The sequence below is a fragment of the Bacteroidota bacterium genome (assembly GCA_020402865.1).
GTDB lineage: Bacteria > Bacteroidota > Bacteroidia > Palsa-965 > Palsa-965.
Genome location: JADBYT010000026.1, coordinates 63,605 through 90,135 on the forward strand (window position 1 = coordinate 63,605; position 26,531 = coordinate 90,135).

General features: G+C 47.5%; 25 protein-coding genes. 23 read left to right on the forward strand and 2 right to left on the reverse strand.

Going from position 1 to position 26,531, the window contains the following annotated elements; all coding sequences use genetic code 11:
- Position 1 precedes the first annotated feature (1 nt).
- Both IM638_16350 and IM638_16355 read right to left on the reverse strand, forming a co-directional pair.
- A complete protein-coding gene (locus tag IM638_16350; protein MCA6364606.1) occupies positions 2–1,147 on the reverse strand; it encodes an AI-2E family transporter in 1,146 nt (381 codons plus the stop codon).
- A gap of 53 nt (positions 1,148–1,200) precedes the next feature.
- The gene (locus tag IM638_16355) at positions 1,201–2,577 is read right to left on the reverse strand and encodes a hypothetical protein (GenBank protein MCA6364607.1); all 1,377 of its coding nucleotides are present in this window, start codon (positions 2,575–2,577) and stop codon (positions 1,201–1,203) included.
- Between the two features lie 144 nt (positions 2,578–2,721).
- On the opposite strand from IM638_16355, the gene IM638_16360 reads away from it, so the two are divergent.
- From IM638_16360 to IM638_16470, 23 genes are all read left to right on the forward strand, one after another.
- Complete coding sequence (locus IM638_16360) at positions 2,722–4,671, forward strand: ABC-F family ATP-binding cassette domain-containing protein (GenBank protein ID MCA6364608.1); 1,950 nt, start codon at positions 2,722–2,724, stop codon at positions 4,669–4,671.
- 175 nt (positions 4,672–4,846) lie between these two features.
- A complete protein-coding gene (locus IM638_16365; GenBank protein ID MCA6364609.1) occupies positions 4,847–5,899 on the forward strand; it encodes a hypothetical protein in 1,053 nt (350 codons plus the stop codon).
- Between the two features lies 1 nt (position 5,900).
- Entirely contained in the window at positions 5,901–6,662 is a 762-nt protein-coding gene (locus IM638_16370) for a hypothetical protein (protein MCA6364610.1), read from the forward strand.
- Positions 6,663–7,001: 339 nt separating this feature from the next.
- Positions 7,002–7,421, forward strand: a complete 420-nt coding sequence (locus IM638_16375) for a hypothetical protein (GenBank protein MCA6364611.1) — start codon at positions 7,002–7,004, stop codon at positions 7,419–7,421.
- 193 nt (positions 7,422–7,614) lie between these two features.
- Positions 7,615–8,475 carry an ATP phosphoribosyltransferase gene (locus IM638_16380; GenBank protein ID MCA6364612.1) on the forward strand — a complete coding sequence of 287 codons (861 nt, stop codon included), beginning with the start codon at positions 7,615–7,617 and terminating at the stop codon, positions 8,473–8,475.
- Entirely contained in the window at positions 8,475–9,767 is a 1,293-nt protein-coding gene (gene hisD / locus IM638_16385; GenBank protein MCA6364613.1) for a histidinol dehydrogenase, read from the forward strand. Before IM638_16380 ends, hisD begins: the two co-directional genes overlap by 1 nt.
- A gap of 3 nt (positions 9,768–9,770) precedes the next feature.
- Positions 9,771–10,823, forward strand: coding sequence for a histidinol-phosphate transaminase (hisC, locus tag IM638_16390; protein MCA6364614.1), 1,053 nt, complete (start codon positions 9,771–9,773; stop codon positions 10,821–10,823).
- Between the two features lie 47 nt (positions 10,824–10,870).
- A complete protein-coding gene (gene hisB, locus IM638_16395; protein ID MCA6364615.1) occupies positions 10,871–12,004 on the forward strand; it encodes a bifunctional histidinol-phosphatase/imidazoleglycerol-phosphate dehydratase HisB in 1,134 nt (377 codons plus the stop codon).
- Between the two features lie 319 nt (positions 12,005–12,323).
- Complete coding sequence (locus tag IM638_16400) at positions 12,324–13,700, forward strand: anthranilate synthase component I family protein (protein ID MCA6364616.1); 1,377 nt, start codon at positions 12,324–12,326, stop codon at positions 13,698–13,700.
- A gap of 4 nt (positions 13,701–13,704) precedes the next feature.
- Positions 13,705–14,286 carry an aminodeoxychorismate/anthranilate synthase component II gene (locus IM638_16405; GenBank protein MCA6364617.1) on the forward strand — a complete coding sequence of 194 codons (582 nt, stop codon included), beginning with the start codon at positions 13,705–13,707 and terminating at the stop codon, positions 14,284–14,286.
- The gene (trpD, locus tag IM638_16410) at positions 14,283–15,287 is read left to right on the forward strand and encodes an anthranilate phosphoribosyltransferase (protein MCA6364618.1); all 1,005 of its coding nucleotides are present in this window, start codon (positions 14,283–14,285) and stop codon (positions 15,285–15,287) included. The genes IM638_16405 and trpD overlap by 4 nt, the downstream gene beginning before the upstream one ends.
- The gene (gene trpC, locus IM638_16415; GenBank protein MCA6364619.1) at positions 15,284–16,096 is read left to right on the forward strand and encodes an indole-3-glycerol phosphate synthase TrpC; all 813 of its coding nucleotides are present in this window, start codon (positions 15,284–15,286) and stop codon (positions 16,094–16,096) included. Before trpD ends, trpC begins: the two co-directional genes overlap by 4 nt.
- A 14-nt stretch (positions 16,097–16,110) precedes the next feature.
- Entirely contained in the window at positions 16,111–16,758 is a 648-nt protein-coding gene (locus tag IM638_16420; protein ID MCA6364620.1) for a phosphoribosylanthranilate isomerase, read from the forward strand.
- Positions 16,736–17,926, forward strand: a complete 1,191-nt coding sequence (gene trpB / locus IM638_16425; GenBank protein ID MCA6364621.1) for a tryptophan synthase subunit beta — start codon at positions 16,736–16,738, stop codon at positions 17,924–17,926. The genes IM638_16420 and trpB overlap by 23 nt, the downstream gene beginning before the upstream one ends.
- Positions 17,919–18,719, forward strand: a complete 801-nt coding sequence (locus IM638_16430) for a tryptophan synthase subunit alpha (GenBank protein ID MCA6364622.1) — start codon at positions 17,919–17,921, stop codon at positions 18,717–18,719. The genes trpB and IM638_16430 overlap by 8 nt, the downstream gene beginning before the upstream one ends.
- Positions 18,697–19,713 carry a 3-deoxy-7-phosphoheptulonate synthase gene (gene aroF, locus IM638_16435; GenBank protein MCA6364623.1) on the forward strand — a complete coding sequence of 339 codons (1,017 nt, stop codon included), beginning with the start codon at positions 18,697–18,699 and terminating at the stop codon, positions 19,711–19,713. The genes IM638_16430 and aroF overlap by 23 nt, the downstream gene beginning before the upstream one ends.
- Positions 19,710–20,306 (forward strand): imidazole glycerol phosphate synthase subunit HisH, encoded by a 597-nt coding sequence (hisH, locus tag IM638_16440; protein MCA6364624.1) that lies wholly within the window; start codon positions 19,710–19,712, stop codon positions 20,304–20,306. Before aroF ends, hisH begins: the two co-directional genes overlap by 4 nt.
- Complete coding sequence (hisA, locus tag IM638_16445; protein MCA6364625.1) at positions 20,303–21,040, forward strand: 1-(5-phosphoribosyl)-5-[(5-phosphoribosylamino)methylideneamino]imidazole-4-carboxamide isomerase; 738 nt, start codon at positions 20,303–20,305, stop codon at positions 21,038–21,040. The genes hisH and hisA overlap by 4 nt, the downstream gene beginning before the upstream one ends.
- Before the next feature lie 5 nt (positions 21,041–21,045).
- A complete protein-coding gene (gene hisF, locus IM638_16450; protein MCA6364626.1) occupies positions 21,046–21,810 on the forward strand; it encodes an imidazole glycerol phosphate synthase subunit HisF in 765 nt (254 codons plus the stop codon).
- A 6-nt stretch (positions 21,811–21,816) separates the two neighbouring features.
- Positions 21,817–22,521 (forward strand): hypothetical protein, encoded by a 705-nt coding sequence (locus tag IM638_16455; GenBank protein ID MCA6364627.1) that lies wholly within the window; start codon positions 21,817–21,819, stop codon positions 22,519–22,521.
- Between the two features lie 5 nt (positions 22,522–22,526).
- Positions 22,527–23,414, forward strand: a complete 888-nt coding sequence (locus IM638_16460) for an alpha/beta fold hydrolase (GenBank protein MCA6364628.1) — start codon at positions 22,527–22,529, stop codon at positions 23,412–23,414.
- Between the two features lie 2 nt (positions 23,415–23,416).
- A complete protein-coding gene (locus IM638_16465) occupies positions 23,417–24,016 on the forward strand; it encodes a bifunctional phosphoribosyl-AMP cyclohydrolase/phosphoribosyl-ATP diphosphatase HisIE (protein MCA6364629.1) in 600 nt (199 codons plus the stop codon).
- Positions 24,017–24,189: 173 nt separating this feature from the next.
- Entirely contained in the window at positions 24,190–26,529 is a 2,340-nt protein-coding gene (locus IM638_16470) for a TonB-dependent receptor (protein MCA6364630.1), read from the forward strand.
- The last annotated feature ends 2 nt before the right edge of the window (positions 26,530–26,531 follow it).

Consider the following 26,531-nt stretch of genomic DNA (forward strand, 5'->3'; position numbering starts at 1 on the left):
GTTATTCCTTTTCATGGTTACCGGGTTCGGCTTCCGGGTTGGTTATTTCTTCAAGATCGTCGGTAAGGCGCTGCACGAACTGATAGCCGCTGAAGAATTCTTTCGCAATAATTCGAAGAACCGTGTATGCCGGAACCGCTACCACCATACCGCCAATACCCGCTAATGTGCCTGCAATAAGAATTACGATGAAAATTTCTATCGGATGCGCTTTTACCGAATTGGAGAATATGTAGGGCTGCACCAGAAACCCGTCGGTAAGATTCATGGCTACAAACACCGCCATAATTTTTCCCGCAAGCGGCAGCATGCCTGTGTAGAAATCGAGATTAAGATTGGTGGTAATGCCGATAATTACTGCAAATGCACCTCCGATTAATGGACCTACGTACGGAATAATATTCATTACACCGGCAAACAACCCGATAATAATAGCATTTCGTACACCCAGCAAAGCCATACCGATGCTTACAAAAGTGGCTACAAACAGAATGTCGAGCAGCACGCCGGTAAAGTATTTCGTGAGCAGGATGCGCGTATCGCCGAATACGTTATACATCTGCTGTTTGTATTTTTTAGGCACAAGCAGCATCAGCGTATCGAAAATTGCGGTGCCGTCTTTCAGAAAAAAGAACGTGAGGAATGAAATCACAAAGAAGCCGGTAATAAGGCTTCCGAGCGTAGAGAAAACAGAGTTAGCCAGTGTTGACACTTTGGTAAGGCCCAGAAATGCGGTAATCTGTTGCTGTACATACTGCTCAAGCGTTTGTTGTTCAGCACCAGTATTCTGCTGCACCTGTGAAAAGGCCGTTTCGAGTTGGGTGAGTGGTTCGTGCAGTGCTTTTTGCAACTGGTTGCTGTCAACTGTGGAAATAATTTTTACTTCATCAATAATTAACGGAATAAAAATTGCCACAAACGCACCGATTACTGCATACACAGAGAACAGCAGAATTAAAGCCCTGAGCGAACGCGGAATTTTCTTGTTTTTGAGTTTGATCCGTTCCAGGTATTTATCGAGCGGAGTTACAACCATAGCAATTACTGCTGCAATAATTACGTACAGCAAAATTGAGCGCAGGTACCAGCAGGCTGCAATTACAAGTGCGGCAATGAGAAATATAAAAAGAGGATGTTTTCGGATCACAATTGCGTATTTCTGATAAAGTTAAGAATATGATGTGAAGATAGGTGCAACGGTTAGTATAAACGCCTGAGTGTGGCGGGGGCTTTTTGACTGAGGTGCTTACGCAGCCAGAAGAGCGGGAAACGATTGTAAAAATGAGGCTGGGAAAGCGCCTGGGATAATTCATCGGTAATTTCTAACCTTGTGTTAACATTGTCATCAGTGGCTAGTTTTTCAATCAGTGTAAGCAGTAATTTGGTTTCGGGCTCGGCAGTTTTCTTTACGGCGGGATTTTGCTTTAGTTTTTTGAGTTCGCCGCTAATATTGAGAGCTCCCTGCTGCACCAGATTGATGCAGAGTTGGGCAAGAGCCGTTTCCGGTGTTTGGCCTGATGCATTTTTGATACGCTTTTGTGCTTGATCAGATTCATTGCAAAGCAGCAGGGCGTATATGCAGGGGAGAAAATTATCATTCAGTTTTCCGAGAATGTGAGCAGCTTCCTTGTATTCTTCGAGGAGGAAAAGGCATTGCCCGTACTCGTCAATTACATTTTGCTGCGCATAGTAATCGGTAAATTCCGGCAGTTTCAGCAAACGATCAAACAACAGCCGGGCTTCGTCGAAGTTGCCTGTGGCTTGCGTGGCAGATGCCATCACAAAATAAAGGTCGGGTACATCTGTGCTTCGGTTGATGAGGGGCGAGTTTACCTGCTCAAGCTGCAGCAGCGTTTTGATGGCAAGTTGTGGTTGTAAAGCCGGTTCGGCCTGAAGTGTTTGAACAAACAGTCTGAAATAGTTTACCACTTCATCGCTGCCGTGTTCGCTGCCCGCATTATGCAGGTGAGGAACCGCAATGCCTTTTTTGCGTGTATGCCAGGCTACGAGTGCGTGACGAGCATACAGTGCTTCACTCCGGCGGCGTGCCTGTGTGCGGATCAGCTCAAGTTCGGTAAACATGGCTTCAGAGGTATCAGCCAGTTTTCCGGGCTTTCCGGCGTATCGGATCAGGTTGTATTCACTGTAAACATGCAGGAGTTCAGCTTCGGCTTCCACATCGCCCGCGTCTTGTATGCGGCCAAGCAGTTCGTCGAACGCTGCCCTGAACGCCGCATGTTGTCCGGCTTTCATCATCCTTCGGAGCAAGGATGTTTTTTTGCGGATATACAGAAACTCGTCCTGCTGCTGTTCAAGCAGAAAATTTTCAATTTCGGTATGAAGCAGCCGGAAAAGGTTGCGGATGAGATAGTCTTTATCTCTCGTCCAGGCTTGTTCAAACACCCTTGCAAATGCTTTTTTCTTGTCTGCCGGTTGTCCCGACTCAAGCTGGCGGATAAGAATATCATAAAGCCGGAGTTGCTGAATACTGCCCGTTTCGCGGAGTATGCGTCTGAAGGCATTACGTTCAGGCACACTCAGCAGGGCTATCCGTTCGGCAACTTTATAGTCGGGCATACGAAGTACTGCATTTGTTTCAAATATAGGCTTTACTGTTTATTTCTGCTTCTTGCGCAGCCACTGCATCAGCCATTTCGTTTTTGCTTTTATCGCCGCAATCTTCCGTAAACGCCTCAAAATCCCTACCTTTGCGGCCGTTCCATGATTTCAGTAAACAACATCACCGTAAGTTTCGGCGGCACTACGCTGTACGACGATATCTCTTTCCTCATCAACACCCGCGACCGTATTGGTCTGGCGGGCCGCAACGGTGCAGGAAAATCAACCATGCTGCGCATCATTGCCGGCGAGCAGCGCCCCACCACAGGCGAAGTGGCCCGCCCCAACGAATGCACCATCGGCTATCTGGCACAGGATCTTGTGGCCACGCTGGGCAAAACCGTGTTCGACGAAACCGCTACTGCTTTCCGCGAACTCCGCGACCTTGAAGCGCGTGTGGAATTTATCGGCAACGAACTCGCTACACGCACTGATTACGAAAGCGATGCGTACATGAACCTCATTCATGAACTCACCGAAGCCAACGAAAGGCTGCACCTGCTCGGCGGCGAGTCGATGGATGCGCAGATTGAACAAACGCTTTTCGGTCTCGGCTTCGAGCGCAAGGATATGAATCGCCTCACCGACGAGTTCAGCGGCGGCTGGCGTATGCGCATTGAGCTTGCAAAAATTCTGCTGCAAAAGCCGAATGTGCTGCTGCTCGACGAGCCCACTAACCACCTTGATATCGAATCCATTCAATGGCTCGAAAATTTCCTGAAAGATTATTACGGCGCGGTTGTGCTCGTATCGCACGATAAAGCGTTTCTCGATAATATTACTACACGTACCATCGAAATTTCGCTCGGTAAGGCATTCGATTACAAAGCCAACTATTCGCGCTACCTCGAACTTCGCAAAGAACGCCGTGATACGCAAATGGCTGCGGCCAAAAACCAGCAGAAGTTTATTGATAAAACCGAGCAGCTTATTGATAAGTATCGTGCCAAAGCCAACAAGGCTTCGTTTGCGCAGTCGCTCATTAAAAAGCTCGACAAGCTTGAAATTATTGAGGTTGACGATGAAGACAACCTTTCTATGCGTTTCCGTTTTCCGCCTGCGCCCCGTTCGGGCAAAGTAGTGGTGGAGGCGCAGCGCGCAAAAAAAATGTATGGCGAGAAAACCATCTTCGCCGATGTGGATGTGATGATTGAACGCGGCGATCGGATTGCACTTGTGGGGCGTAACGGCGAAGGTAAGTCCACTTTCAGCCGCCTCATTATGGGAGAAGCCGCTACCGATGGTTTTGTAAACGTAGGCCACAACGTAAACATCGGCTATTTTGCGCAGGATGATGCCGATACGCTGGACGGCGACAAAACCGTGTTTGATACCATCGACGAAATTGCGCTTGGCGATGTACGCAAGCAGGTGCGCGGCATTCTCGGGTCGTTTCTGTTCAGCGGCGATACCGTGGACAAAAAAGTAAAAGTGCTTTCGGGCGGCGAACGCACACGCCTTGCACTTTGCCGTTTGATGCTGCAGCCCTACAACCTGCTGCTGCTCGACGAACCTACCAACCACCTTGACATGCGCTCGAAAGAAGTGCTTAAAGGTGCGCTGATGAATTACGACGGTACGCTCATTGTGGTATCACACGACCGCGATTTTCTTCAGGGACTTACCGGCAAGGTGCTTGAGTTCAGAAGTGGCCGTGTAAAAGAATACATCGGCGATGTGTACGACTTCCTGCGCGACAGGAAGATCGACAACTTTGCAGCGCTTGAGAAGAAAGACAATCCCTTTGTAAGCCAAACGCCCAAAGCCGAAACACCCAAGGCCGAAGCCGGCGAAAATGCCGCTCAGCGCGAGCAGAAGAAACTGCAGGAAAAAGAACTCCGCCAGATCAAAACCCGCGTAGCCCGTCTTGAAGAAGAAATCGGTAAACTCGAAGCCGAAATAAAAGTATTCGACGAGCAGCTTGCTGATCCCGAAAAGTATCAGAAACTCATTAACGATAAAGCTGCATTTGCCGAATACGAGGCGAAACGCAAGCGGCTGGATAATGTGATGAACGAGTGGGAAGCGGCTTTGCTGGAACTGGAAGGGTAAGCGAGTAGGTTGATTTTCGTTTCTGTATATAAATCGTCTTCCATTTGGGAGACGATTTTTTTTGTGCAGTATTTGTAAATTTTAATTTTCTTTTTAAAATTAAATTATTCAATTGTAAACGTTTTTATTCGATTAAATCGCATTGGTTATTCTAAATTGTCTTAAAACAAAAATCATGAAAAATATTCGATTATTTTTTCTGCTGTTTGCCGTGTTTTTGATCGGTATTCATTCCTGTCGTAAAGAACCTCAAACTCTAAAGAATAGCAAAGCCAATCTGTCAAGACAAAGCAATTGTCAGATTGAAGTAAGTTCAGTGTGTGGCAATACCATGCTTTCGTTTCCTTCCCAAGCGGCTTATGACTATGCTTACGATTGTTTGTTTGAGGAGTACGAAACCTGGAACGACAATTTCGATGCTCAATATGCAAATCTGAACGACGAAGATTTGAACGATCTGATAGAAGCCACCGGCTGGGAGGAAGAACAAACACTCATTGATTTTGAAAACAGTCAGGGGCTGTATTCCCTTCGCACAAAACTTCGTGCCGATGAATTGGTGTGGCTTGCCACCGGCACGTTCGACCCGCTTACCGATCCTAATAATCATTATGTGGATGATCCGGTAGAACAGGCGTTGCTTAACGATAAAGGGATGATTATGATTGACGGGGAAATATTTATTTACCGGGAAGATGGTTCTATTTACCGAATCACCAATGGTGATTGTAATCTGGCATTGAGTGTGGCTACGGATCCGGCTTCGGTGAGTGATCCGAATGTGGTGGTGGTTGCTGCTGCAGGTAATTCTACCGATGAATGTAAATCTGAAGCAAGAAATAACCGCGATACTGTTTGGGGAGCCGATCCTAATAAAATGTATAAGTGGTATTTGAAATTCAAAAGAGGGGGAACTCAGTCGATAGCGTGCGCTAAAATTGTTAATTTTAAAAGAAAAAGTAACACATCTGACTGGAAAAAATTCAGAACAATGTGCGATGTGGAAGTGAGCGGTTATGCTCGACAAGCGGACTCTTGCGGAACTCAGGAGGAATTTAGTGTAGGTTGCCCTCGTGTGCTTAGGACACAAAATTATTGTGCGCCTAAAAAACGAATAAGGAGAACCGGAAATTCAAAACTTGGCAGAATCGCTAAGATTAAAAGACTGGATGTTGCCGGATATTATGAGGCCGGTGGTACAGTTTCACGCAGATATCTAACGTGGTAAAATGAGTAAATTGTGGTGTTCTCCTTTCTTTTTGTTAGTGATTTTGTCTGGAATGTCAACTTTTCTTAACGGACAAACATTTGCTCTGGGTTTAACAGGTGCAGGAGGCATGGTATCTAAAACGAAGCCTGTAACTGCGAATGGAATTTTTGCTCCACGCCTCACACAACCATTGATTGCACAGGGTGGCATTTATTTGCAGGTTGATCTTGCAGATGTTTTTTTTATAAGATTAAGCGGGCAGTTTACGGCTGTTCAATATGGAGTAAATGTTGAATTTGATCCGTCATTGCAACCGGAGGTGCCTTTTAAAGTTAATTCCGAAAATAGATTTTGGCTAAACGGTTTGCAGCCCGAATTGCGAATTGGATATTCTTTTCCCCTGAATTCGCAACGTAAACTTTTTTTAATGGCAGGATTTGGTCGCAGATTCAATTATTCAACAGCTAATGTATATTCATTTGTAATGGGGCTTCCTTCGGGGCAGGGATTGCTCTGTTATGAGGAAACATTCGATAGTAACGAAAGTCGTGTACCTGTTTTGTCTTTTGGTTTAGAATATCCAATCACGCTAGGTGTGAATTATACGATTTTTATAGGTTTGGAGTATCAATATGCTCGTTCTTCTTCAAGTCAGGTGAATTATGAATTTTTTCCAGCACGATCAGTTAGTTATTCTTCAGGTAATTATGGAATATCACCTCACCATGCAAGTTTACGTCTGTCATTACCGGTTCTTTGGTGGAAGAAAAAAACAGATTGATTCTATTTTGAGGCAAGAAGCATCCTCTCTTTGATCTTTGACTTGATTGTTATTTGTGACAATAAGTGAGGTGGGAGTTGAATGCATTGTTAGGAATGATTTATTCGGAATCTCTTATTGAAAGGGTCTGGAAAAGCCGTTGTTGATTTTCTTTTGTGATAACTATTTGTAAAGTATGTATAGTACTAATAGTATCTTGGATACTGATGTTTCAGGTGTTTGATGCCTATTTTTGCATCAAACAAAAACACATGAAAACAAAAGTTTTGATATTGTTTTTTTACCCTGTTTACAGGCGTAAATCTTATCCACGCACAAGACTATAAAACTGCAATAGGTGTGCGTGGTGGTTTTTACAACGGATTAAGTGCGAAGCACTATCTGAACAACAAACTTGCTCTCGAAGGTTTGCTCACCACACGCTGGTATGGTTTTATGGCAACCGGATTTATTGAAGGATCGCGGCAGTTAAAGGTTGAGCGTTTACGCGCGTATGCCGGTTTGGGTGCGCACGTTAGTTCGTGGAACAGCGCGTATTACTATTCCTACAATAGTCCTTACTACAACAATGGCCGTTTTCTTACATTCGGAGCCGATGCCATTTTGGGTGTGGAATACACCACCGAAGTATTGCCGCTCAATTTTGCGCTTGATCTGCATCCGCTTGCAGATTTTACCGAATATGGTATGAATCTTTACATTGATGTAGGCCTTTCGATACGCTGGGTAATGCGCAATGCCGACGGGAGCCGGAATTAATTTTAGCGGTATAATTTGGAAATTACAATCAACCTCCTAATTTTGCATCCGCATACCATGCAGGCACTCGTTCACATCCATCATCATCACGCAACCGCAACGCGGGTGGCTGTGCATTGATGGTTCTGAAGGAGAATCTCATTTAAAGCCCACCCGCAAGGTGGGCTTTTTTATTTTCAATCCAATCGAACTTATGTCAGCAAAACTTCGCATTGCCATTCAGAAATCAGGCCGTCTCAATGAAGACTCCATTCGCCTCTTGCGCGAATGTGGCATTGAGTTTAACAATGGTCAGCAAAAACTAAAAGCCGAGGCGCACAATTTTCCGCTCGAAGTATTTTTTCTGCGCGATGATGATATTCCGCAGTATGTGGAAGATGGCGTGGCTGATATTGGTATAGTGGGCGAGAACGTACTGCTTGAAAAAGGCCGTAAAGTGAAACTGATAGAACGGCTTGGTTTCGGGAAATGCCGTTTATCGCTGGCTATTCCGCGCAACGAAAAATACAAATCGGTAAACGATCTCGACGGAAAACGTATTGCCACTTCGTATCCCAATTTGCTGAAACGTTTTCTGAAAAAGCAACAAATCAAAGCCGAGATTCACGAAATAAGCGGCTCGGTTGAAATTGCGCCGGGCATTGGCCTTGCTGATGCCATCTGCGATCTGGTGAGTTCGGGAAGCACGCTTCTCACCAACGGCTTGCGGGAAGTGGAAACTGTGCTTCAGTCTGAAGCGGTGCTGGTGGCTAATGCAAATCTCAATGAGGCACAACAGCGGATTCTTGAACGTTTGCTGTTTCGCTTGCATGCCGTGCGCAAGGCCCGGCACAACAAGTATATTTTGCTCAATGCGCCTGATGAACAATTACCCGAAATCATTTCACTCATTCCCGGAATGAAAAGTCCTACCATTCTGCCGCTTGCCAAAAAAGGCTGGAGTTCGGTACATTCGGTGATACAGGAAGATGAGTTTTGGGATAGTATCGAACGCCTCAAAGCCGCCGGGGCAGAAGGAATTCTGGTGGTGCCCATCGAAAAAATGATCTTGTAATGCAGTTGCTCATTAATCCGTCTCCCGCGCAGTGGCCCGAAATTCTTGCCCGGCCTGAAACCGATGCGCTGCAGCTTGAACCAGCCGTGCAGGGAATACTTGATGCCGTGCGCGCCGAAGGTGATGCCGCTGTAACACGTTTCACTGAAAAGTTTGATGGTGTGAAACGCACTGATTTTCGCGTACCGGACGAAGCGTTTGAAGAAGCAGCCCGCTTGCTTGGCGATGATCTCAAGGCTGCCATTCGTCTTGCCGCCCAAAATATCCGCACCTTTCACGCTGCACAGCTTGGCAACGAACCTGTGGTAGAAACCATGCCCGGCGTGTTGTGCAGCAGGCGCAGCGTAGCCATTGAGCGTGTGGGGCTTTACATACCCGGCGGCACAGCGCCTTTGTTTTCAACGGTGCTCATGCTGGGTATTCCGGCGCAGCTGGCGGGGTGCCGCGAAGTGATACTTTGCACGCCACCGCAGCAAAACGGCAACGTACATCCGGCGGTGTTGTATGCGGCGCAGTGTTGCGGCATCAGCAACGTGTTTGCAGTTGGCGGCGTGCAGGCCATTGCGGCTATGGCGTTTGGCACCGGAAGCATTGCGAAGACATACAAAATATTTGGCCCCGGCAATCAGTATGTAACCTGTGCCAAACGCCTGCTTGCTCGTAACGGTATTGCCATAGACATGCCTGCCGGGCCTTCGGAAGTGGCTGTGCTGGCCGATGATACGGTGCCAGCATCTTTTGTGGCGGCTGATTTACTTGCCCAGGCCGAACACGGTGCAGATAGTCAGGTGCTGCTGGTGAGTACAGATGTAACCGTACTCGAAAACGTGCAGCGCGAAATTGCCACACAGCTGGCACAACTTCCGCGCCGAAGTTTAGCCGAAGCCGCGTTGCAGCACAGCCGTTTTGTTGCTGTGCCCGATGAGCGCACGGCCATGCAGCTGCTCAACAGCTATGCGCCCGAACACCTTATTCTTGCCTGCCGTAATGCCGAACAGCTTTGCAATGAGGTTGTGAATGCAGGCTCCGTGTTTGTGGGCGCATGGTCGCCGGAGAGTGTGGGCGATTATGCATCAGGCACCAACCATACACTGCCCACCAACGGCTTTGCCACAGCATGGAGCGGTGTGTCGGTTGACAGCTTCGTGAAAAAAATAACGTTTCAGCAGCTTTCTCCGCAAGGCCTGCAGCAAATTGGCCCTGCCGTAGAGCAGCTGGCCGAAGCCGAAGGGCTACAGGCGCACCGCAATGCCGTTACGGTAAGGCTCAACTACTTATCTTCATTGCTTTAAACTATGTCCGACTTCAATTTTCAGCAACTGCTGCGCAGCAATATTCGTAATCTGGTGCCTTACTCTTCAGCCCGGGCTGAGTTTAAGGGCAAGGCATCTGTATGGCTTGATGCCAACGAAAACGCCTGGGGATCGCCGGGAAAAGAGGCATACAACCGCTATCCCGATCCGATGCAGATGAAGCTGAAACAAAAACTCAGCAGCATCAAAGGATTATTGCCCGATTGCATGTTTATCGGAAACGGTAGCGATGAGGCAATAGATCTGCTCTATCGTGCCTGCTGCAATCCCGGTAAAGACAATGTAATTGTTTGTCCGCCCACCTACGGTATGTACGAAGTGAGCGCAAACATTAATGATGTAGAAGTAAGAAGCATTCCTCTGCTTCCCGATTTTCAGCTTGATCTCGAACGTATTTCGGAGGCTGTAGATGAACACACCAAACTCATCTTCCTCTGTTCGCCAAATAATCCCACGGGTAATTGTCTCGAGAGAGAAGATGTGGAAATTGTGCTGAATAATTTCAATGGTTTGGTGGTGGTAGATGAAGCTTATATCAATTATGCCCGTTACCGCAGTTTTATCCCTGATTTAACTGAATATCCGAATCTGGTTGTGTTGCAAACACTTTCTAAAGCATGGGGGCTTGCAGGTTTGCGTGTAGGTATGGCATTTGCTTCGCCGGAAATAATTGAAGTGCTTAACCAGATCAAACCGCCTTATAATATAAGCGAAGCCACACAGCTACTTGCCCTGGAAGCATTGGAGCACTATACGCTGGTGAATACCCAGATCAAAAAAACGGTGGAGGAGCGTGAAATTCTTGTACAGCGTATTGCAGGATTATCGTTTGTGCAAAAAGTATATCCATCGGATGCTAATTTTCTTCTGGTAAAAATGGACGATCCCAAACGCGTGTACAAATTGCTGGTAGATGCCGGTATTGTAGTGCGTGACCGCTCGTCGCAGCAGGGTTGCGAAGGTTGTTTGCGAATCACTGTAGGTACACCGGAGGAAAATATGCGACTTATGGATGCGTTGAAAGCAATGGAGTAAACCACCGGATATACAATAACCAGCACTGAATCCATATCATTCATTACATGAAAATGAGTAACCAGAAAAAACGTATTCTCTTTATCGACCGTGATGGTACGCTGATTAAAGAACCACCTGTTGATTTTCAGATTGACAGTTTTGAAAAACTGGAATTTCTTCCCGGAGTGTTTACGTGGCTGGGAAAGATTGCGCGTGAACTTGATTTTGAACTGGTAATGGTAACCAATCAGGATGGCTTGGGCACGGCTTCATTTCCTGAACATACATTCTGGCCGGTACATGAGTTGATGATGAAAACGCTTGCCGGCGAAGATATTCAGTTCAGGAGTGTGCATATTGATGTGAGTTTTGCGCACGAGGGAAAACCTAGCCGAAAGCCGGGTACTGCAATGCTTGTGGATTACCTGAACGGCGAATTTGATCTTGAAAATTCGTTTGTGATCGGTGATCGCATTACCGATGTTTTGCTGGCAAAAAATCTTGGCGCACAGGCAATATTCATCCGCAATTACGATTCGCCCGAAGGGCATGAGCCGGATATTGCGCTCACAGCCACACACTGGCGTGATATTTACGATTTTCTGCGCATGCCTGACCGTAAAGTGACGCACGCGCGTAAAACGCTTGAAACCGATATTCAGCTTACGCTCAGTCTCGATGGAACCGGTATTTCTTCAATAAGCACCGGCATAGGCTTTTTTGATCACATGCTTGATCAGCTTGCGCGACACGGCATGATCGATCTCACGCTCAAAGCACAAGGTGATTTGCACATCGACGAGCATCACACCATCGAAGACACTGCAATTGCACTTGGCGAAGCCGTGAACAAAGCACTGGGCGATAAACGCGGCATTGAGCGTTATGCCGCCGAACGGATACTGCCTATGGATGATTGTCTGGCACAGGTAGCTGTTGATTTTGGTGGCAGACCCTGGCTGGTGTGGGACGCCGAATTCAAACGCGAGAAGATTGGCGATTTCCCGGCAGAGATGTTTATGCACTTCTTCAAATCCTTTAGTGATGCGGCACGATGCAACCTGAACATCAAAGCGGAAGGGCAAAATGAGCATCATAAAATCGAAATTATTTTCAAAGCATTTGCCAAGTGCATACGTGATGCCGTGCGCCGTGACCCCCGGAACAATAAATTGCCAAGCACCAAAGGCATGCTGTAACCCTTGCAAATAAAGCGAAATGAAATTTTTTTGAGAATAAATTTGCTTTTCTCGAAATCGTTCCCAAATATTTGCAGCATGAAAATGAATCTTTCAATCAACAAACATTGGTGGCATACGTCGGAGTACTCCAACGTGTGACATTGTGTTTGCTGATGGTAATCATATACCTGAAGAGACCCGCTCACACAGCGGGTCTCTTTTTTTTTGCTCTATCGCACCAGTCAATAATTCTAAAAATAAAATGACGAAAACTGACGAACAAACCACTGCTTTTTTTGCCGCTCAGCATGAGAATTTACTCATCACTGTGTGGCCGATGCAGGCTGATATGTGTACGCCGGTAAGCGCACTGCTAAAAATGCGCGATCGTTGCAATGGCGTTTTACTGCTCGAAGGCAATGAACGTATAGCCTCCGGAGGAAGTCATTTTTCCTTTCTTGCGGCCTCTCGTTTGGCTGAAATTAAAATACAGAACGGAAGCGTGTATTATCAGCAGGATGGTGAGGCACCTGTTGTGCTGGATGTGGAAAAGATCGGGTCGGTTCAGGATTTGCTGAATGTGTTCCGCATGAGTTTTCCTGAGCCTGAGTTCTCACAGCCTGTGCCGGCAGGTGCTGCCGGACTATACGGATATGCAGGTTTTGAGGCGGCAGCACTGTTCGATGAAGCAAATGTGTGCATCAGTTCTGATAGTATTCCGGAGCTTCGCTATGCCGCTTATCGTTTTGTACTGGTGTTTGATCATTTGCAGCATACACTTTCGCTCATCGAAATCCGTCAGAAAAACGAGCCTTCCAGAGCCGCTGAAATAGAACAGCTTTTACAGCAGCAGGATGTGCCGCGTTTCCGTTTTACTACCGAAGGCAGCGAGTTGGCTGATATGAGCGAGAGCCGTTATCTGGAATGTGTGGAAAAGGCACAGGAGCATTGTAAGCGCGGCGATGTGTTTCAACTTGTGCTTTCACGGCGTTTTTCGCAGGCCTTTTCGGGCGATGAGTTCAATGTCTATCGTGCGTTGCGGGCCATTAATCCGTCGCCCTTTTTGTTTTATGCTGATTTTGGCAACTATCGACTCTTTGGCTCATCGCCCGAGGCGCAGCTGATGATTAAGGATAACCGCGCAGTTGTTCATCCGATTGCGGGTACATGTAAGCGCACGGGAGATGCGGTTGCCGATAAAGCTGCTGAAGAAAAACTCCTTGCCGATGCAAAAGAAACTGCTGAACATGTAATGCTTGTTGATCTTGCCCGCAATGACCTCAGCCGGAGTCTGAAAAATGTAAAGGTTGATGTATTCCGCAACGTGCAGCAGTTTTCACATGTACAACATCTGGTATCGGAGGTGAGCGGCGAATTGACACCTCAGCTGAATCCGTTTCAATTGCTTGCCGATACATTTCCTGCAGGCACATTAACCGGCGCTCCGAAAGTAAAAGCTATGCAACTTATTGCAAAGTATGAAGCATCGCCCCGAAGCTGGTATGGAGGATGTATTGGTCAGGCCGGTTTCGACGTCACATTCCGGCAAGCTATACTTATCCGAAGTTTTCTCAGCTACCGCCAGCAACTCGAATACCGTGCCGGTGCAGGTGTTGTTGAGGCTTCGCAGCCAGCCGCTGAACTCGACGAAATAAACCGGAAATTGCAGGCGCTGCGTCTGGCTATGGTGCAGGCTTCCACGTTAAACAACTGATCGTATGAACCGCATTCTCGTTTTTGATAATTACGATTCATTTACCTACAATCTCGTGCATCTGGTGGAAACACTTACCGAAGCACCGGTGGATGTGGTACGTAATGATAAGTTGCCCCTGGAAGATGCTGACGCCTACTCACACATTATTCTCTCGCCCGGTCCGGGCATTCCCGAAGAAGCTGGCGCTTTACTGCCATTAATAAAAAGGTATGCCGGACAAAAAAATATGCTGGGTGTTTGCCTCGGCCATCAGGCTATTGCCGAAGCATTGGGCGGTAAACTAATCAACCTGGGAAAAGTATTTCACGGGGTGGCCACCCCTGTAAGCACCGCGCAAAATGCAGGCTACCTTTTCCGTGATATGCCTCACACATTTCTTGCCGGCCGCTATCATTCATGGGTTGTGGATGAACAAACACTGCCTCCATCACTTCGTATTACTGCCCGTGATGAATCAGGACAAATTATGGCGTTTGAACATGAACAATACCAGCTTGCCGGTGTACAGTTTCATCCTGAATCGATTCTTACTGAGTACGGCGCTGTTATACTTCGGAATTTTATAAATGCACCTTCACGATGAAAAATGTTCTGAATGAGTTGTTTGCCGACAGGCAGCTTACCGAAAAAGAAGCCGAGCTGCTTATGCTTTCCATTGCGGATGGTGATGGCACGGATGCGCAGCTTGCTGCACTGATGACAGTATATAAAATGCGCAGCATTACTCCTGATGAACTTCGTGGTTTCAGAAATGCACTGCTTCAAAGTGCTTTAACTGTTAACTTGGATGCTTCGGATGCCATTGACGTGTGTGGCACCGGCGGCGACGGAAAAAATACATTCAATATTTCTACGCTTGCCGCCATTGTTACAGCTGCTGCGGGCGTTAAAGTTGTAAAGCATGGTAATTACGGAATTTCGTCGGTGTCCGGCTCTTCGGATGTACTGCAAATGCTGGGCTACCGGTTTACGAATGAAACAGATGCATTAAGCGAACAGCTCGGTCAAAACGGAATTTGTTTTTTGCATGCGCCGCTTTTTCATCCGGCTCTTCAACGTGTAGGAGAAATTCGCCGGCAACTGGGCTTCCCTACTTTTTTTAATTTATTGGGCCCGCTTGTCAATCCGGCCCGTCCGGGCGCTCAGGTAATGGGTGTAAACAGCAAGGCACAGGCAAGGCTTTGTCACTATCTCGCACAGCAGCAGGATAAGCGTTATTTCATCGTTCACTCATCCGACGGCTACGATGAAATTTCGCTGACGGCCTCTTTTTATCTCTATTCTCCACAGGGCGATCAGTTGCTGGAGCCTGAAGAGTTTGGAATGAAGCGCAACCGGCCGGAGGATATTGCCGCAGGTTCATCACGCGATCAGTCGGCACAGTGTTTTTTGAATATTCTCAACGGGAAGGGAACACCGGCACAGGAAAATGTGGTTGTGGCAAATGCTGCTGTGGCGCTGGTATGCGGTAATGCGGTGAGCAGCTTTTCAGAAGGGATATCAAAAGCACGTTGGGCGTTGCGTTCGGGCGAGGCGCTGAGAAAATTAAACAGAAGTATTCAACTTTCAAGAAAAGAGGCATGAGCATACTGCATAACATCATTGAAAAAAAACGTGACGAAGTGAATGAGCGCAAAGCCCTTTATCCGGTTGCGCTGCTCGAACGGAGTTTATATTTCTCCACGCCTTGCGTTTCACTCACACATTACCTTCGTCGTAGCGGTAGTTCGGGTGTCATTGCCGAATTCAAAAGACGGTCACCTTCGCGTGGATGGATTAATCAGTATGCCGATGCGGCAACGGTGAGTGTGGGGTATATGCAAAGCGGTGCGGCTGCACTGAGTGTGCTCACCGACGAAAGTTTTTTCGGCGGCTCTTCAAAAGATCTTGAAGTGGTGAGGAGTTTTAATTACTGTCCGGTCCTTCGTAAGGATTTTATTATTGATCCGTATCAGGTAATAGAAGCGCGCTCGATCGGGGCTGATGCAATACTGCTTATTGCTGCCGCACTCGACCGTGTACAGGTATCGGAACTTGCTGCTGCAGCTGCCCAACTTGGCATGGAAACGCTGCTTGAAATTCATTCGGCTGATGAGCTTGACCGTATTGTGGATGGGATAAGTGTAGTAGGGGTAAACAACCGTTCGCTGAAAGATTTCAGTGTGGATATAAAACGTTCGCTGGATCTTTTCCCGGAGTTACCAGCATCGTTACCGAAAATTTCGGAAAGCGGTTTGTCCGAACCGTGGCAGGTAAATCACTTGCGTGAGGCTGGTTTCGACGGTTTCCTGATCGGCGAACAATTTATGAAGTCGCCGGATCCGGTTCGCGCAGCTGCCAGTTTCATTACCCAGTTGTCACACAAGCAGCAGTTGGAAAACGTGTTGAACTAAACCCGGTTTACGTTATGAAAGTTAAAGTATGCGGACTGCGCAATCGCGCAGACATCCTTTCTGTTGCCCAAAGCGGAGCTGATTTTATCGGTTTTAATTTCTACGCCCAGTCGTCAAGGTATGTGCTTCCTGCTCTTGATCCTTCCTTCTGCGCTACGTTGGGTAAATTATTTCCTGATGTAAAGAAGACAGGCGTGTTTGTGAATGCAAGCGAAGAAGAAGTGGATGCAACCATTGCTTTATTTGGGTTAAATGCCGTGCAGTTTCATGGTGATGAACCTGAGGCCTATTGCCGTTCGTTCATGTCTTACATTACGGTTATTAAAGCTGTTCAGGTAAAGTGTGCAGATGATATTACCGGATTAGCCCGCTATGCGAAGTGTTGTCATCTGTTGTTACTCGATACAGCTTCGGTACAGCGGGGTGGAAGCGGGGAGAAGTTTAACTGGGAATTGCTTTCGGACTACTCTGCAAATATCCCGTTTATACTTGCAGGCGGTATCGGGCCTGCTGATGCGGATGCTATTCATTCTCTTGCACATCCGATGCTGGCAGGGGTAGATATTAATAGCCGCTTTGAAATTTCACCCGGACAGAAAGACTGTCCGGCCATTACCAAATTCATCAAACAGCTTCACAATGCAAACATTCGCACAGCCTGATACCAAAGGCTACTACGGAAAGTTTGGTGGCGCATTTATTCCTGAATTGCTGCGTGCAAATGTGGAAGAGCTGCGTGAAAACTATCTCGCTATCTTAACTGACAATGACTTTTGCAGGGAACTGGATGAATTGCTTTCACAGTATGTGGGACGCCCTACTCCGTTGTATGAAGCCCGGCGACTTTCGGCTGTTACGGGTTATCGTGTGTTTCTGAAACGCGAAGATCTTTGCCATACCGGTGCACATAAAATTAACAATGCCGTAGGGCAGATTCTTCTTGCGAAACGACTTGGAAAAAAACGCATCATTGCCGAAACCGGAGCCGGACAGCATGGCGTGGCCACAGCTACCGTGTGTGCGCTTGCGGGTTTGGAATGTGTGGTGTATATGGGTGCAACGGATATTGCACGGCAGGCTCCCAATGTTGGGCGGATGAAGTTGCTTGGGGCAAAAGTGATTCCGGTACACAGCGGTTCAGCCACACTCAAAGATGCAACCAATGAAGCCATCCGCGATTGGATTGCCAATGCTGCAGATACACATTACATCATTGGCTCGGTAGTTGGGCCGCACCCGTATCCCGATCTGGTGGCGCGTTTGCAAGCCGTAATCAGTAAGGAAATCCGTGCACAGCTCGAAACCCGCACCGGTAATCCTTTGCCTGATGCAGTAGTGGCTTGTGTGGGGGGCGGAAGTAATGCGGCCGGAGCATTTTATCATTTTCTGGATGAGTTATCTGTAAAACTTTTTGCCGTAGAAGCAGCCGGCGAAGGCATACACTCAGGCCGTTCGGCCGCTACAACCGTGCTGGGGCGCCCGGGAGTGATACACGGTAGTTATACATTGCTCATGCAGGATGAATTCGGACAAATTACCGAGCCACATTCTGTTTCTGCCGGACTTGATTATCCGGGTATCGGCCCCTTGCATGCTTCACTGTGTGTAAACAACCGTGCCGTTTTTCTTTCGGCCACCGATCAGGAAGCCATTTCTGCTGCACAATTACTGATGCAAACTGAAGGTATTATTCCTGCACTGGAAACGGCGCACGCATTGGCTGTTCTCCACAGACTTCCGCTTGAGCCGGGCGCACTGGTGGTGCTTAATCTTTCAGGGCGCGGTGATAAAGATTTATCTGCATACCTCTCACAACTGCCCAATGAATAAACTGGACCAATTATTTCTGCTCACGCCGCATAATTTGCTTGCCGTGTATGCCACTGCCGGTTACCCTGATCTGAACAGTCTTGCCACCGTATTGCCTGCCTTGCAGGAGGCCGGAGCTGATCTGATTGAAGTGGGTATGCCTTTTTCTGATCCGGTAGCTGATGGTGACGTGATACAGCAAACCAGCGCAATTGCTTTGCGAAACGGTATGCACATGCAACTTATGTTTGAACAGCTGCAACAATTGAAAGTCAGCGTGCTTACGCCAATTGTATTAATGGGCTACATTAATCCGGTGCTGAGTTTTGGCATGGAAAAATTTTTGCAGTGTGCTTCGTCAGCAGGTGTTTCCGGAATTATCCTTCCCGATCTTCCTCCTGAAGAATACGAAGCCTCCTATCGTCATTTGTTTGCCCGATATGATCTTCATGCTGTTTTTCTGGTTACACCTTCCACACCTGATGCGCGCATCAGTTACATTGCATCACTGAGCGGCGGTTTTTTGTATGCCGTGGCAGAAGCTGGTGTAACCGGGTCGAAAAATACATGGCCGGCTTCACGCACCGAATACCTGAAAAGAGTTAAGCAACTCGCCGGTAATCTTCCTGTTCTTGCAGGCTTTGGCATACACAATCATCAGATGTTTACAGCAGTTTGCGAAGTCACTAACGGAGCCATTACCGGAAGCGCTTTTTTGCGTGCACTTGGAAAAGGCGATGATATACAAACCACTATTCACGCATTTGTTAAACAATTAACAGGTAGTTTCAATGATAGTTCAATTGAAAAATAACATCACATCTGCACAGGAAATGCAGGTGAAAAACGAAGTGAGTCTTTCGGGATTTTCACTGCGGGAAGTGGTTACGGCTTCGCAGCGTTATCTGGTTTGTATCGGGAGCAAGCCGGTTGATTTACGTCGCATTGGCTGTTTGCCCGGTGTGCGCGATGTGCATCGGGTAACAGATGCCAATCAGCTTGTTTCGCGTGAGTGGCGGGTGAAAGATACGGTGATTGATATGGGGGATGCATTACACATCGGAACAGGTGAATTCACACTTATGGCAGGGCCTTGTTCCATTGAATCGGAAGCACAGATTGCGGCAACCGTTCAGTTCCTTTCGCAGCAAGGCGTGCGTGTAATGCGTGGCGGTGTGTTTAAGCCGAGAAGTTCGCCGTATGCGTTTCGCGGATTGGGGATTGAAGGGTTGAAATTGTTTTCATCGCTTTGCCATGAGGCCGGGATAAAAATTGTGAGTGAAGTAATGCAGTCGGATCAGATTGAGCAGATGCAGCCTTATGTGGATATTTTTCAGGTAGGTGCGCGAAACGCGCAGAATTTTACGCTGCTTGATGCGCTTGGACAATGCGGGAAACCGGTATTGCTGAAGCGTGGAATTTCCGGCACGGCTGAAGAATTATTATCGGCAGCAGAGTATATTTTTTCCAACGGCAATGAATCCATCATACTCTGTGAACGCGGAATCCGCAGCTATGAAAAAGCCTATCGCAATACACTCGATCTGAATATTGTACCTGTGCTCAAATCGCGTACACATCTGCCTGTGGTGGTTGACCCTTCGCACGGTATCGGTATTCGCCGGCACATTCCGCAAATGGCGCTGGCTGCCGTAATGGCAGGTGCCGACGGGTTGCTGCTTGAAATTCATCCCCAGCCTGAAAAAGCAGCATCAGATGGCGCGCAAACACTTAACTTTGAAGAGGCCGCTTTGCTTTTTTCACAACTCAGGCAAGCGGTTGCTCTTCGTCAATCTTTTCAACTGTGAAAATTGTTCTCATCGACTATCGCGCCGGCAATGTGCAGTCTGTATTGTTTGCGCTTGAACGTTTGGGTGTAAATGCCACACTCAGTAATGATGCTGCCGAAATTGCCTCCGCCGATAAGGTGATTTTTCCCGGTGTAGGTGAAGCATCAACCGCAATGCAGGTATTGCATAAACAACAGCTTAATACACTTATTCCGCAACTAAAGCAGCCGGTGCTTGGCATTTGTCTGGGCATGCAGCTGCTTTGCCGGCATTCCGAAGAAGGTGATACGGCTGCACTAGGCGTGTTTGATGTGGATGTGAAACGCTTTGTTCCGCAACCGGCAGATGCTTTTCAGAAAGTTCCGCACATGGGCTGGAATACGCTTGATGTAATGCGTGGCCCCTTGTTTGAAGGTCTTCCTGAAAAGGCCGCAGTTTATTTTGTACATAGTTTTTACGCCGCACTTTGCACCGATACTGCTGCAGAAGCAAATTACAATATGCCTTTCAGTGCCGCACTTTGCCGCGATAATTTTTACGCCGTGCAGTTTCACCCCGAAAAAAGCGGTGAAGCCGGTGAACGTATCCTTCAAAATTTTCTACAACGCTGATGCAGATTATTCCCGCCATCGACTTAATAAACGGGGCGTGTGTACGCCTTGAACAGGGCGATTACAACCGCCAGACACACTATGCAGAAGATCCGCTTGAAATGGCAAAAGCATTTGAAGCGGCTGGTGTTACACGGCTTCATCTGGTAGATCTTGACGGAGCAAAAGCCGGGCGGGTAATCAATTTGCCGGTGCTCGAACGGATTGCCTCGCATACAGCGCTGCAAATTGATTTTGGCGGTGGTGTGAAATCGGCAACTGATGTGCAGCAGGTGCTTGATGCCGGCGCGCAATGGGTTGCTGTGGGCAGTATAGCCGTGAAATCACCTGAAACTATGCTTCAGTGGTTTCAGGAGTTTGGGGCATCGCGCTTTTTTATTGGTGCCGATGTGCGCGGCACACAACTGGCCGTGAGCGGCTGGCTGGAACAAACACAGGTTGAAATAGTACCGTTTATTCAGCAATATTTGCAGCTGGGAGCCGCTTCTTTTTTCTGTACCGATATTGCCCGCGACGGGCTTCTTCAGGGCCCTTCCGTTGATTTATACCGTATGCTGCTGGAAGAATGTCCCGGCCTTCAGTTAACCGCCAGCGGTGGCGTAGCCAGTGTAAACGATCTTAGCTTGCTGCAGGAATGCGGTTGCGTGGCCGCAATTACCGGGAAAGCCATTTACGAAGGCCGGATTACACTGAATGATCTGCAACGCTGGAACAGTAACGGATCCAATAGCTGATTGATATGCTTACGAAACGAATAATTCCCTGTCTGGATATAAAAGACGGCCGCACGGTGAAAGGTGTAAACTTTGAAGGACTTCGCGATGCGGGTGATGCAGTGGAACTGGCCGAGCGTTATTCACATGAAGGTGCGGATGAGCTCGTATTGCTCGATATTACAGCTACACACGAAAAGCGAAAGACCGTAGCCGGTTTTGTGCGTCGTGTGGCCTCGCGCATCAATATTCCGTTTACAGTAGGCGGCGGCATTACCACAGCCGATGATGTAGCCGCGCTGCTTGATAATGGTGCCGATAAAGTTTCTGTAAACTCGGCTGCATTTCGCAATCCGGCACTTATCGACGAGCTGGCAAAGCGTTTTGGCAGTCAGTGCGTGGTGCTTGCGGTTGATGCCAAAGCCGAAACCGACGGTATTGCCCGTGTGTATCTGGGTGGTGGCCGCGTGCCAACAAACACAGAGGCGCTGCATTGGATCCGCGAAGCGGTAAACCGCGGAGCCGGCGAAATCTTACTTACGTCGATGAATCACGACGGCACAAAATCAGGCTTCGCGCTTGAGCTTACACGGCAGGTTTCCAAAGCCGTAAATGTGCCGGTTATCGCTTCGGGCGGAGCGGGGAACATGGCGCATTTTTATGAAGCATTTACGCAGGGACATGCTGATGCCGCGCTGGCGGCCAGTCTTTTTCACTTTGGCGAATTATCAGTTCCCGCGCTGAAACAGTATCTTGCTTCGCAAAATATTCCTGTTCGTCTTACTCATTAATCTGCCATGCGTAAATTCATACCGCTGCTTTTGCTGTTTGGCTTGCTTGCTTCGTGCGCTCCCACACGTTATGTACGTCCGCTCGAACATAAAACACATGCTGCAGCTGCCAGCTTTGGTGGCCCTGTTATTGGTTTTGCCGGCGCAGTGCTGCCCATTCCGTTTACAAGCATTGGCTACGGCTATGGCCTGAAGCCACAACTTACCGGCTATGCCAATTTGCACACAACCAGTTTGCTGTTTGGTAATTTTCAAACCGATTTGGGTATTTGTACAAAACTCTGGAGCAGTTCTGATTCTCGGTTGCTGTTAACCGGAAATGCGGGAGTTAATTTCGCATTCAATTTTAAAAATGGCGATCCGCGTATATGGCCACAGCTTGATCTGAATGTAAGTTACACGTTGGGCAAAGGAAAAAGTTTTGTGTATGCAGGCGCCGGAAGCTGGTTTGAGTTTTCGAAAACCCGCGCCCACGAACAGCCGCAACCTGCGCAGGTTTTACTTTATCCGCAACTGGGTTTTCAGCTTGTGCGTACCCGGCTCAATTATACGTTTGAACTGAAAGGCCTGCAACTCGGCACTCCGAATACGCCCAATGTGGTAGATTATAAAGGAATAGGCGGTAACGGAGCGATTGGTTTTTACTTTGGCCTCACTTACCGCTTTGGCAAATCAGCAGAAGTTAGTACTACCACACCTGTAAATCTTTAAGCAAGATGCGTAAACAAGTATTCTTCTTTCTGCTGCTGCTTACCGGTTGTGCCCGGCTCGACAGCTCATTGTATAATCTTGGTGATAAAATCACAGAATATAAACTTGACAATTACACCGGCGAGCAGGATTTTATTCTTGATGCCTCATACGCTATTCCTGACAGTCTGATTCATCTGTTCACACTTGCTTCGCAGGGGCCGGATGAAACATCGGCTACAACAATTCATGCAATTTATATTGGCGATATTTCGCGCATTGCAACGGATACTGTAATTCTGTATTGCCACGGAAACAAATGGCACATGGATTTCTATTGGCAACGCGCCAAATTGCTGGCCAATACCGGGCATAAAAACCGGTTTGGGGTGCTTATGCTCGATTATCGCGGCTTTGGTTTGTCGGATGGCGAACCCACCGAGCAGGGTATGTATGCCGATGTGGATGCGGCACAACGCTGGCTTCGCGATAACGGACTTACTGGCGACAGGCTGATGATGTATGGGTTCAGTCTGGGCAGCGCGGCGGCCTGCGAACTCACTGCGCATCCGCGCACACTTACCCCGGCCAAACTTTTGCTCGAAGCGCCGTTTGCTTCTTCGGCAGTAATGGTGGCCGATGGCAGTCAGCTGAATATGCCGGCAACTTACTTTACCGATCTTGAAATAGATAATGCCGAAGAAATAAAAAACATTCAGCAGCCTTTATGCTGGCTGCATGGAACGAATGATAATTTTCTCAGCATTACTACACATGGCGAGGTTGTTTACAATAATCATAACGGTGTATATAAAGAAGCGCACCGCATTGATGGTGCCGACCACGGTGAAGTGCCCGCCAAAACAGGATTTCAGACATACAGCAACTTGCTGTTACAGTTTATTACCCGATAACAATGAAACCAGATTTTACTAAATCAGCCGACGGACTGTTGCCTGCCATTGTACAGGATGTGCGTACACGCCAGGTATTGATGCAGGCGTATATGAATGAAGAAGCATTTTTACTTACACAGCAAACCGGTTTGGCTACATTCTGGAGCCGCTCACGCAGTGCGCTTTGGGTGAAAGGCGAAACAAGCGGACATTACCTGCATGTAAAGGAGATGTTGATTGACTGTGACGGCGATTCTGTGCTCATAAAAGCGGAGCCTGCCGGGCCTGTTTGCCATACCGGCGCGCCTACCTGCTGGAATGAATTAAATGAACCTGATTTTCTTGCCAAGCTTGAAGAAATTATCCGTGAGCGGAAAAATGATCCATCCTCAACTTCTTATACCTCAACGCTTTTGGCGCGTGGCATAAATAAAGTGGCACAGAAAGTAGGGGAGGAAGCAGTTGAGCTTGTCATAGAAGCTAAAGATGACAACCGCGACCTCTTTCTGGGTGAAGCCGCTGATCTGCTTTACCACTATCTGGTACTGCTCACCGCCAAAAATTGCAGTTTGGCCGATGTGCTCGCTGTGCTTGAAAAAAGGCACAAGCCCAAACAGTAAAGGGTTTCGGCACGTACATTACGGTGACGTGAACTTTCCGTTTACCGATTTAGCCATTTCATTAGTTAAAAACGTAGTTCCGCATAAAGTACTTTTGTGCGGAACTTTTCATTTTAATTAGTCCAGATTACAATAAACAAAGTCGTCTAAACGACATCAACAACAAAACTTATATGCAAATACACTTCAAAAACCTGTTTACCGCTTTTTGTACTATGCTGAGTTTGTCGGCAATGGCGCAAAACAGCACAGTAAGCGGTGAAGTCAGAGACGCACTTTCAGGCGAATCACTTATTGGTGTGGTGGTGAGTGTGGCCGGAAAGCCGGCTGTCGGCGCTGTAACCAATGCTTACGGATTTTATTCGCTATCTGTACCAGCGGGCGAAACACAGCTTGTGGCACGCTACATTGGTTACAAAGCCGATACACAGCGTGTAAAGGTAAACGGTGCAATACGGGTAAATTTTAATCTTATTCCCGAAGGCAAGCAACTGGCTGCAGTGGAAGTGACTGGCGAAAAGGGCAATGAAAACCTTACCAAGCCCACTATGGGTACCACTAAACTTGATATGAAAGAAGTGGCAGCCATTCCGGTGCTCATGGGTGAAAAAGATATATTGAAAACAATACAATTGCTGCCCGGCGTAAAATCGGCGGGTGAGGGTAATGCCGGCTTTTATGTGCGTGGAGGCGGACCTGATCAGAATCTGATTCTGCTTGATGAGGCCACGGTTTACAATGCTTCGCATCTGCTGGGCTTTTTTTCAACCTTTAATTCAGATGCGTTGAAAGATGTAACACTGCACAAAGGCGGAATGCCTGCCGAATATGGCGGACGACTTGCCAGTGTGCTGGATGTTCGTATGCGCGATGGTAACGACAAACGTTTCGGTGCCGATGGCGGGATCGGTGCCATTTCGTCGCGCCTCACCATAGACGGGCCTTTGGTGAAAGACAAAGGTTCGTTCATCGTATCTGGACGTCGCACGTATGCGGATGTGTTTCTCCGGCTGTCGAACGATAGTAACCTTAACCAAAGTATTCTGTACTTCTATGATTTGAATGCCAAACTGAATTATCGCATAAACGATAATAACCGCATTTTTGTGAGCGGATATTTCGGACGCGATATTTTTGGTTTTGGAGAAGCGTTGAAATTTGACTGGGGAAATGCTACCGGAACGATTCGCTGGAATCATATCTTCAACGAAAAACTTTTTTCAAATACTTCCATCATTTACAGTAACTACGATTATGCCATTGACCAGACGTTTGGTTCAAACCAAATCGGCATCAAATCAAACATCCGCGACTGGAACTTTAAACAGGATTTTCATTACTTTCCGCGAAATGGTATGGCGCTGAAAGCCGGATTAAATGTCAACTATCACACTTTTCTGCCCGGGAAAGTGACCGTGGGAGAAGCCAGTTCTTTTAATCCGCTCGAACTCGATCTTCAGTACGCGCTTGAGTCGGCTGTTTATCTTCAAAATGAACATCAGGTTAATGAACGGTTTTCAATGAACTACGGCATCCGTATTTCGATGTTTAATGTGTTGGGGAATGGCAATGTATATACGTATGATGCAAATGGCGAAGTAACAGATACCACTTCATACCGTAAAGGCGAAATTGTGAAAACCTATTATGGTATAGAGCCACGCCTTTCGATGAGCTATTTGCTCAATGAGAAAAATTCGGTTAAAGTTTCCTACAATCGTACACAACAGTATATTCATCAGCTTTCCAATACCACTACCACATTTCCTACCGATTTGTGGATTCCGAGCAGTGTGAATGTGAAGCCGCAAATGGGTGATCAGATTGCGGCGGGGTGGTTTTCGAATTTTAAGGAAAACAGTTATGAGTTTTCTACTGAAGTATATTACAAGAACCTGACCAATCAGATTGATTACCGCAACGGTGCACAGCTTATTCTCAACGAAAATGTAGAAGGCGAATTGCTCTCGGGCAAAGGCCGTGCGTATGGCGTAGAGCTGCTTCTGCGCAAGCGTAAAGGTAAATTTACCGGCTGGGTAGGTTATACGCTTTCGCGCACGGAACGTAAGTTCGAAGGCATTAACAAAACAAACTGGTTTCCCGCACGTCAGGATCGCACACACGATGTGTCGCTGGTGGGTATTTACCAGCTTAGTGAAAAATGGACATTCTCTGCCGCGTTTGTGTTCTACACAGGCAATGCAGTTACGTTCCCGAGTGGCAGCTATGTGGTTGATGGTAACGTTGTGCCTTACTATACCGAGCGAAATGCCTACCGCATGCCCGATTATCACCGCCTTGATCTTGGCGCTACATTTTATCCGAAAAAGAAAAACAAACGCTGGAAGAATTACGAAAGCAACTGGAATTTCTCGGTGTACAATGCGTATGGCCGCGAAAATGCCTTTGCCATTCAGTTCCGGCAGGATCCAGATGATGCTTCGCGCATGCAGGCTGTACAGATTACACTTTTCCGCTGGATTCCTTCTGTTACGTACAACTTTAAATTCTAATC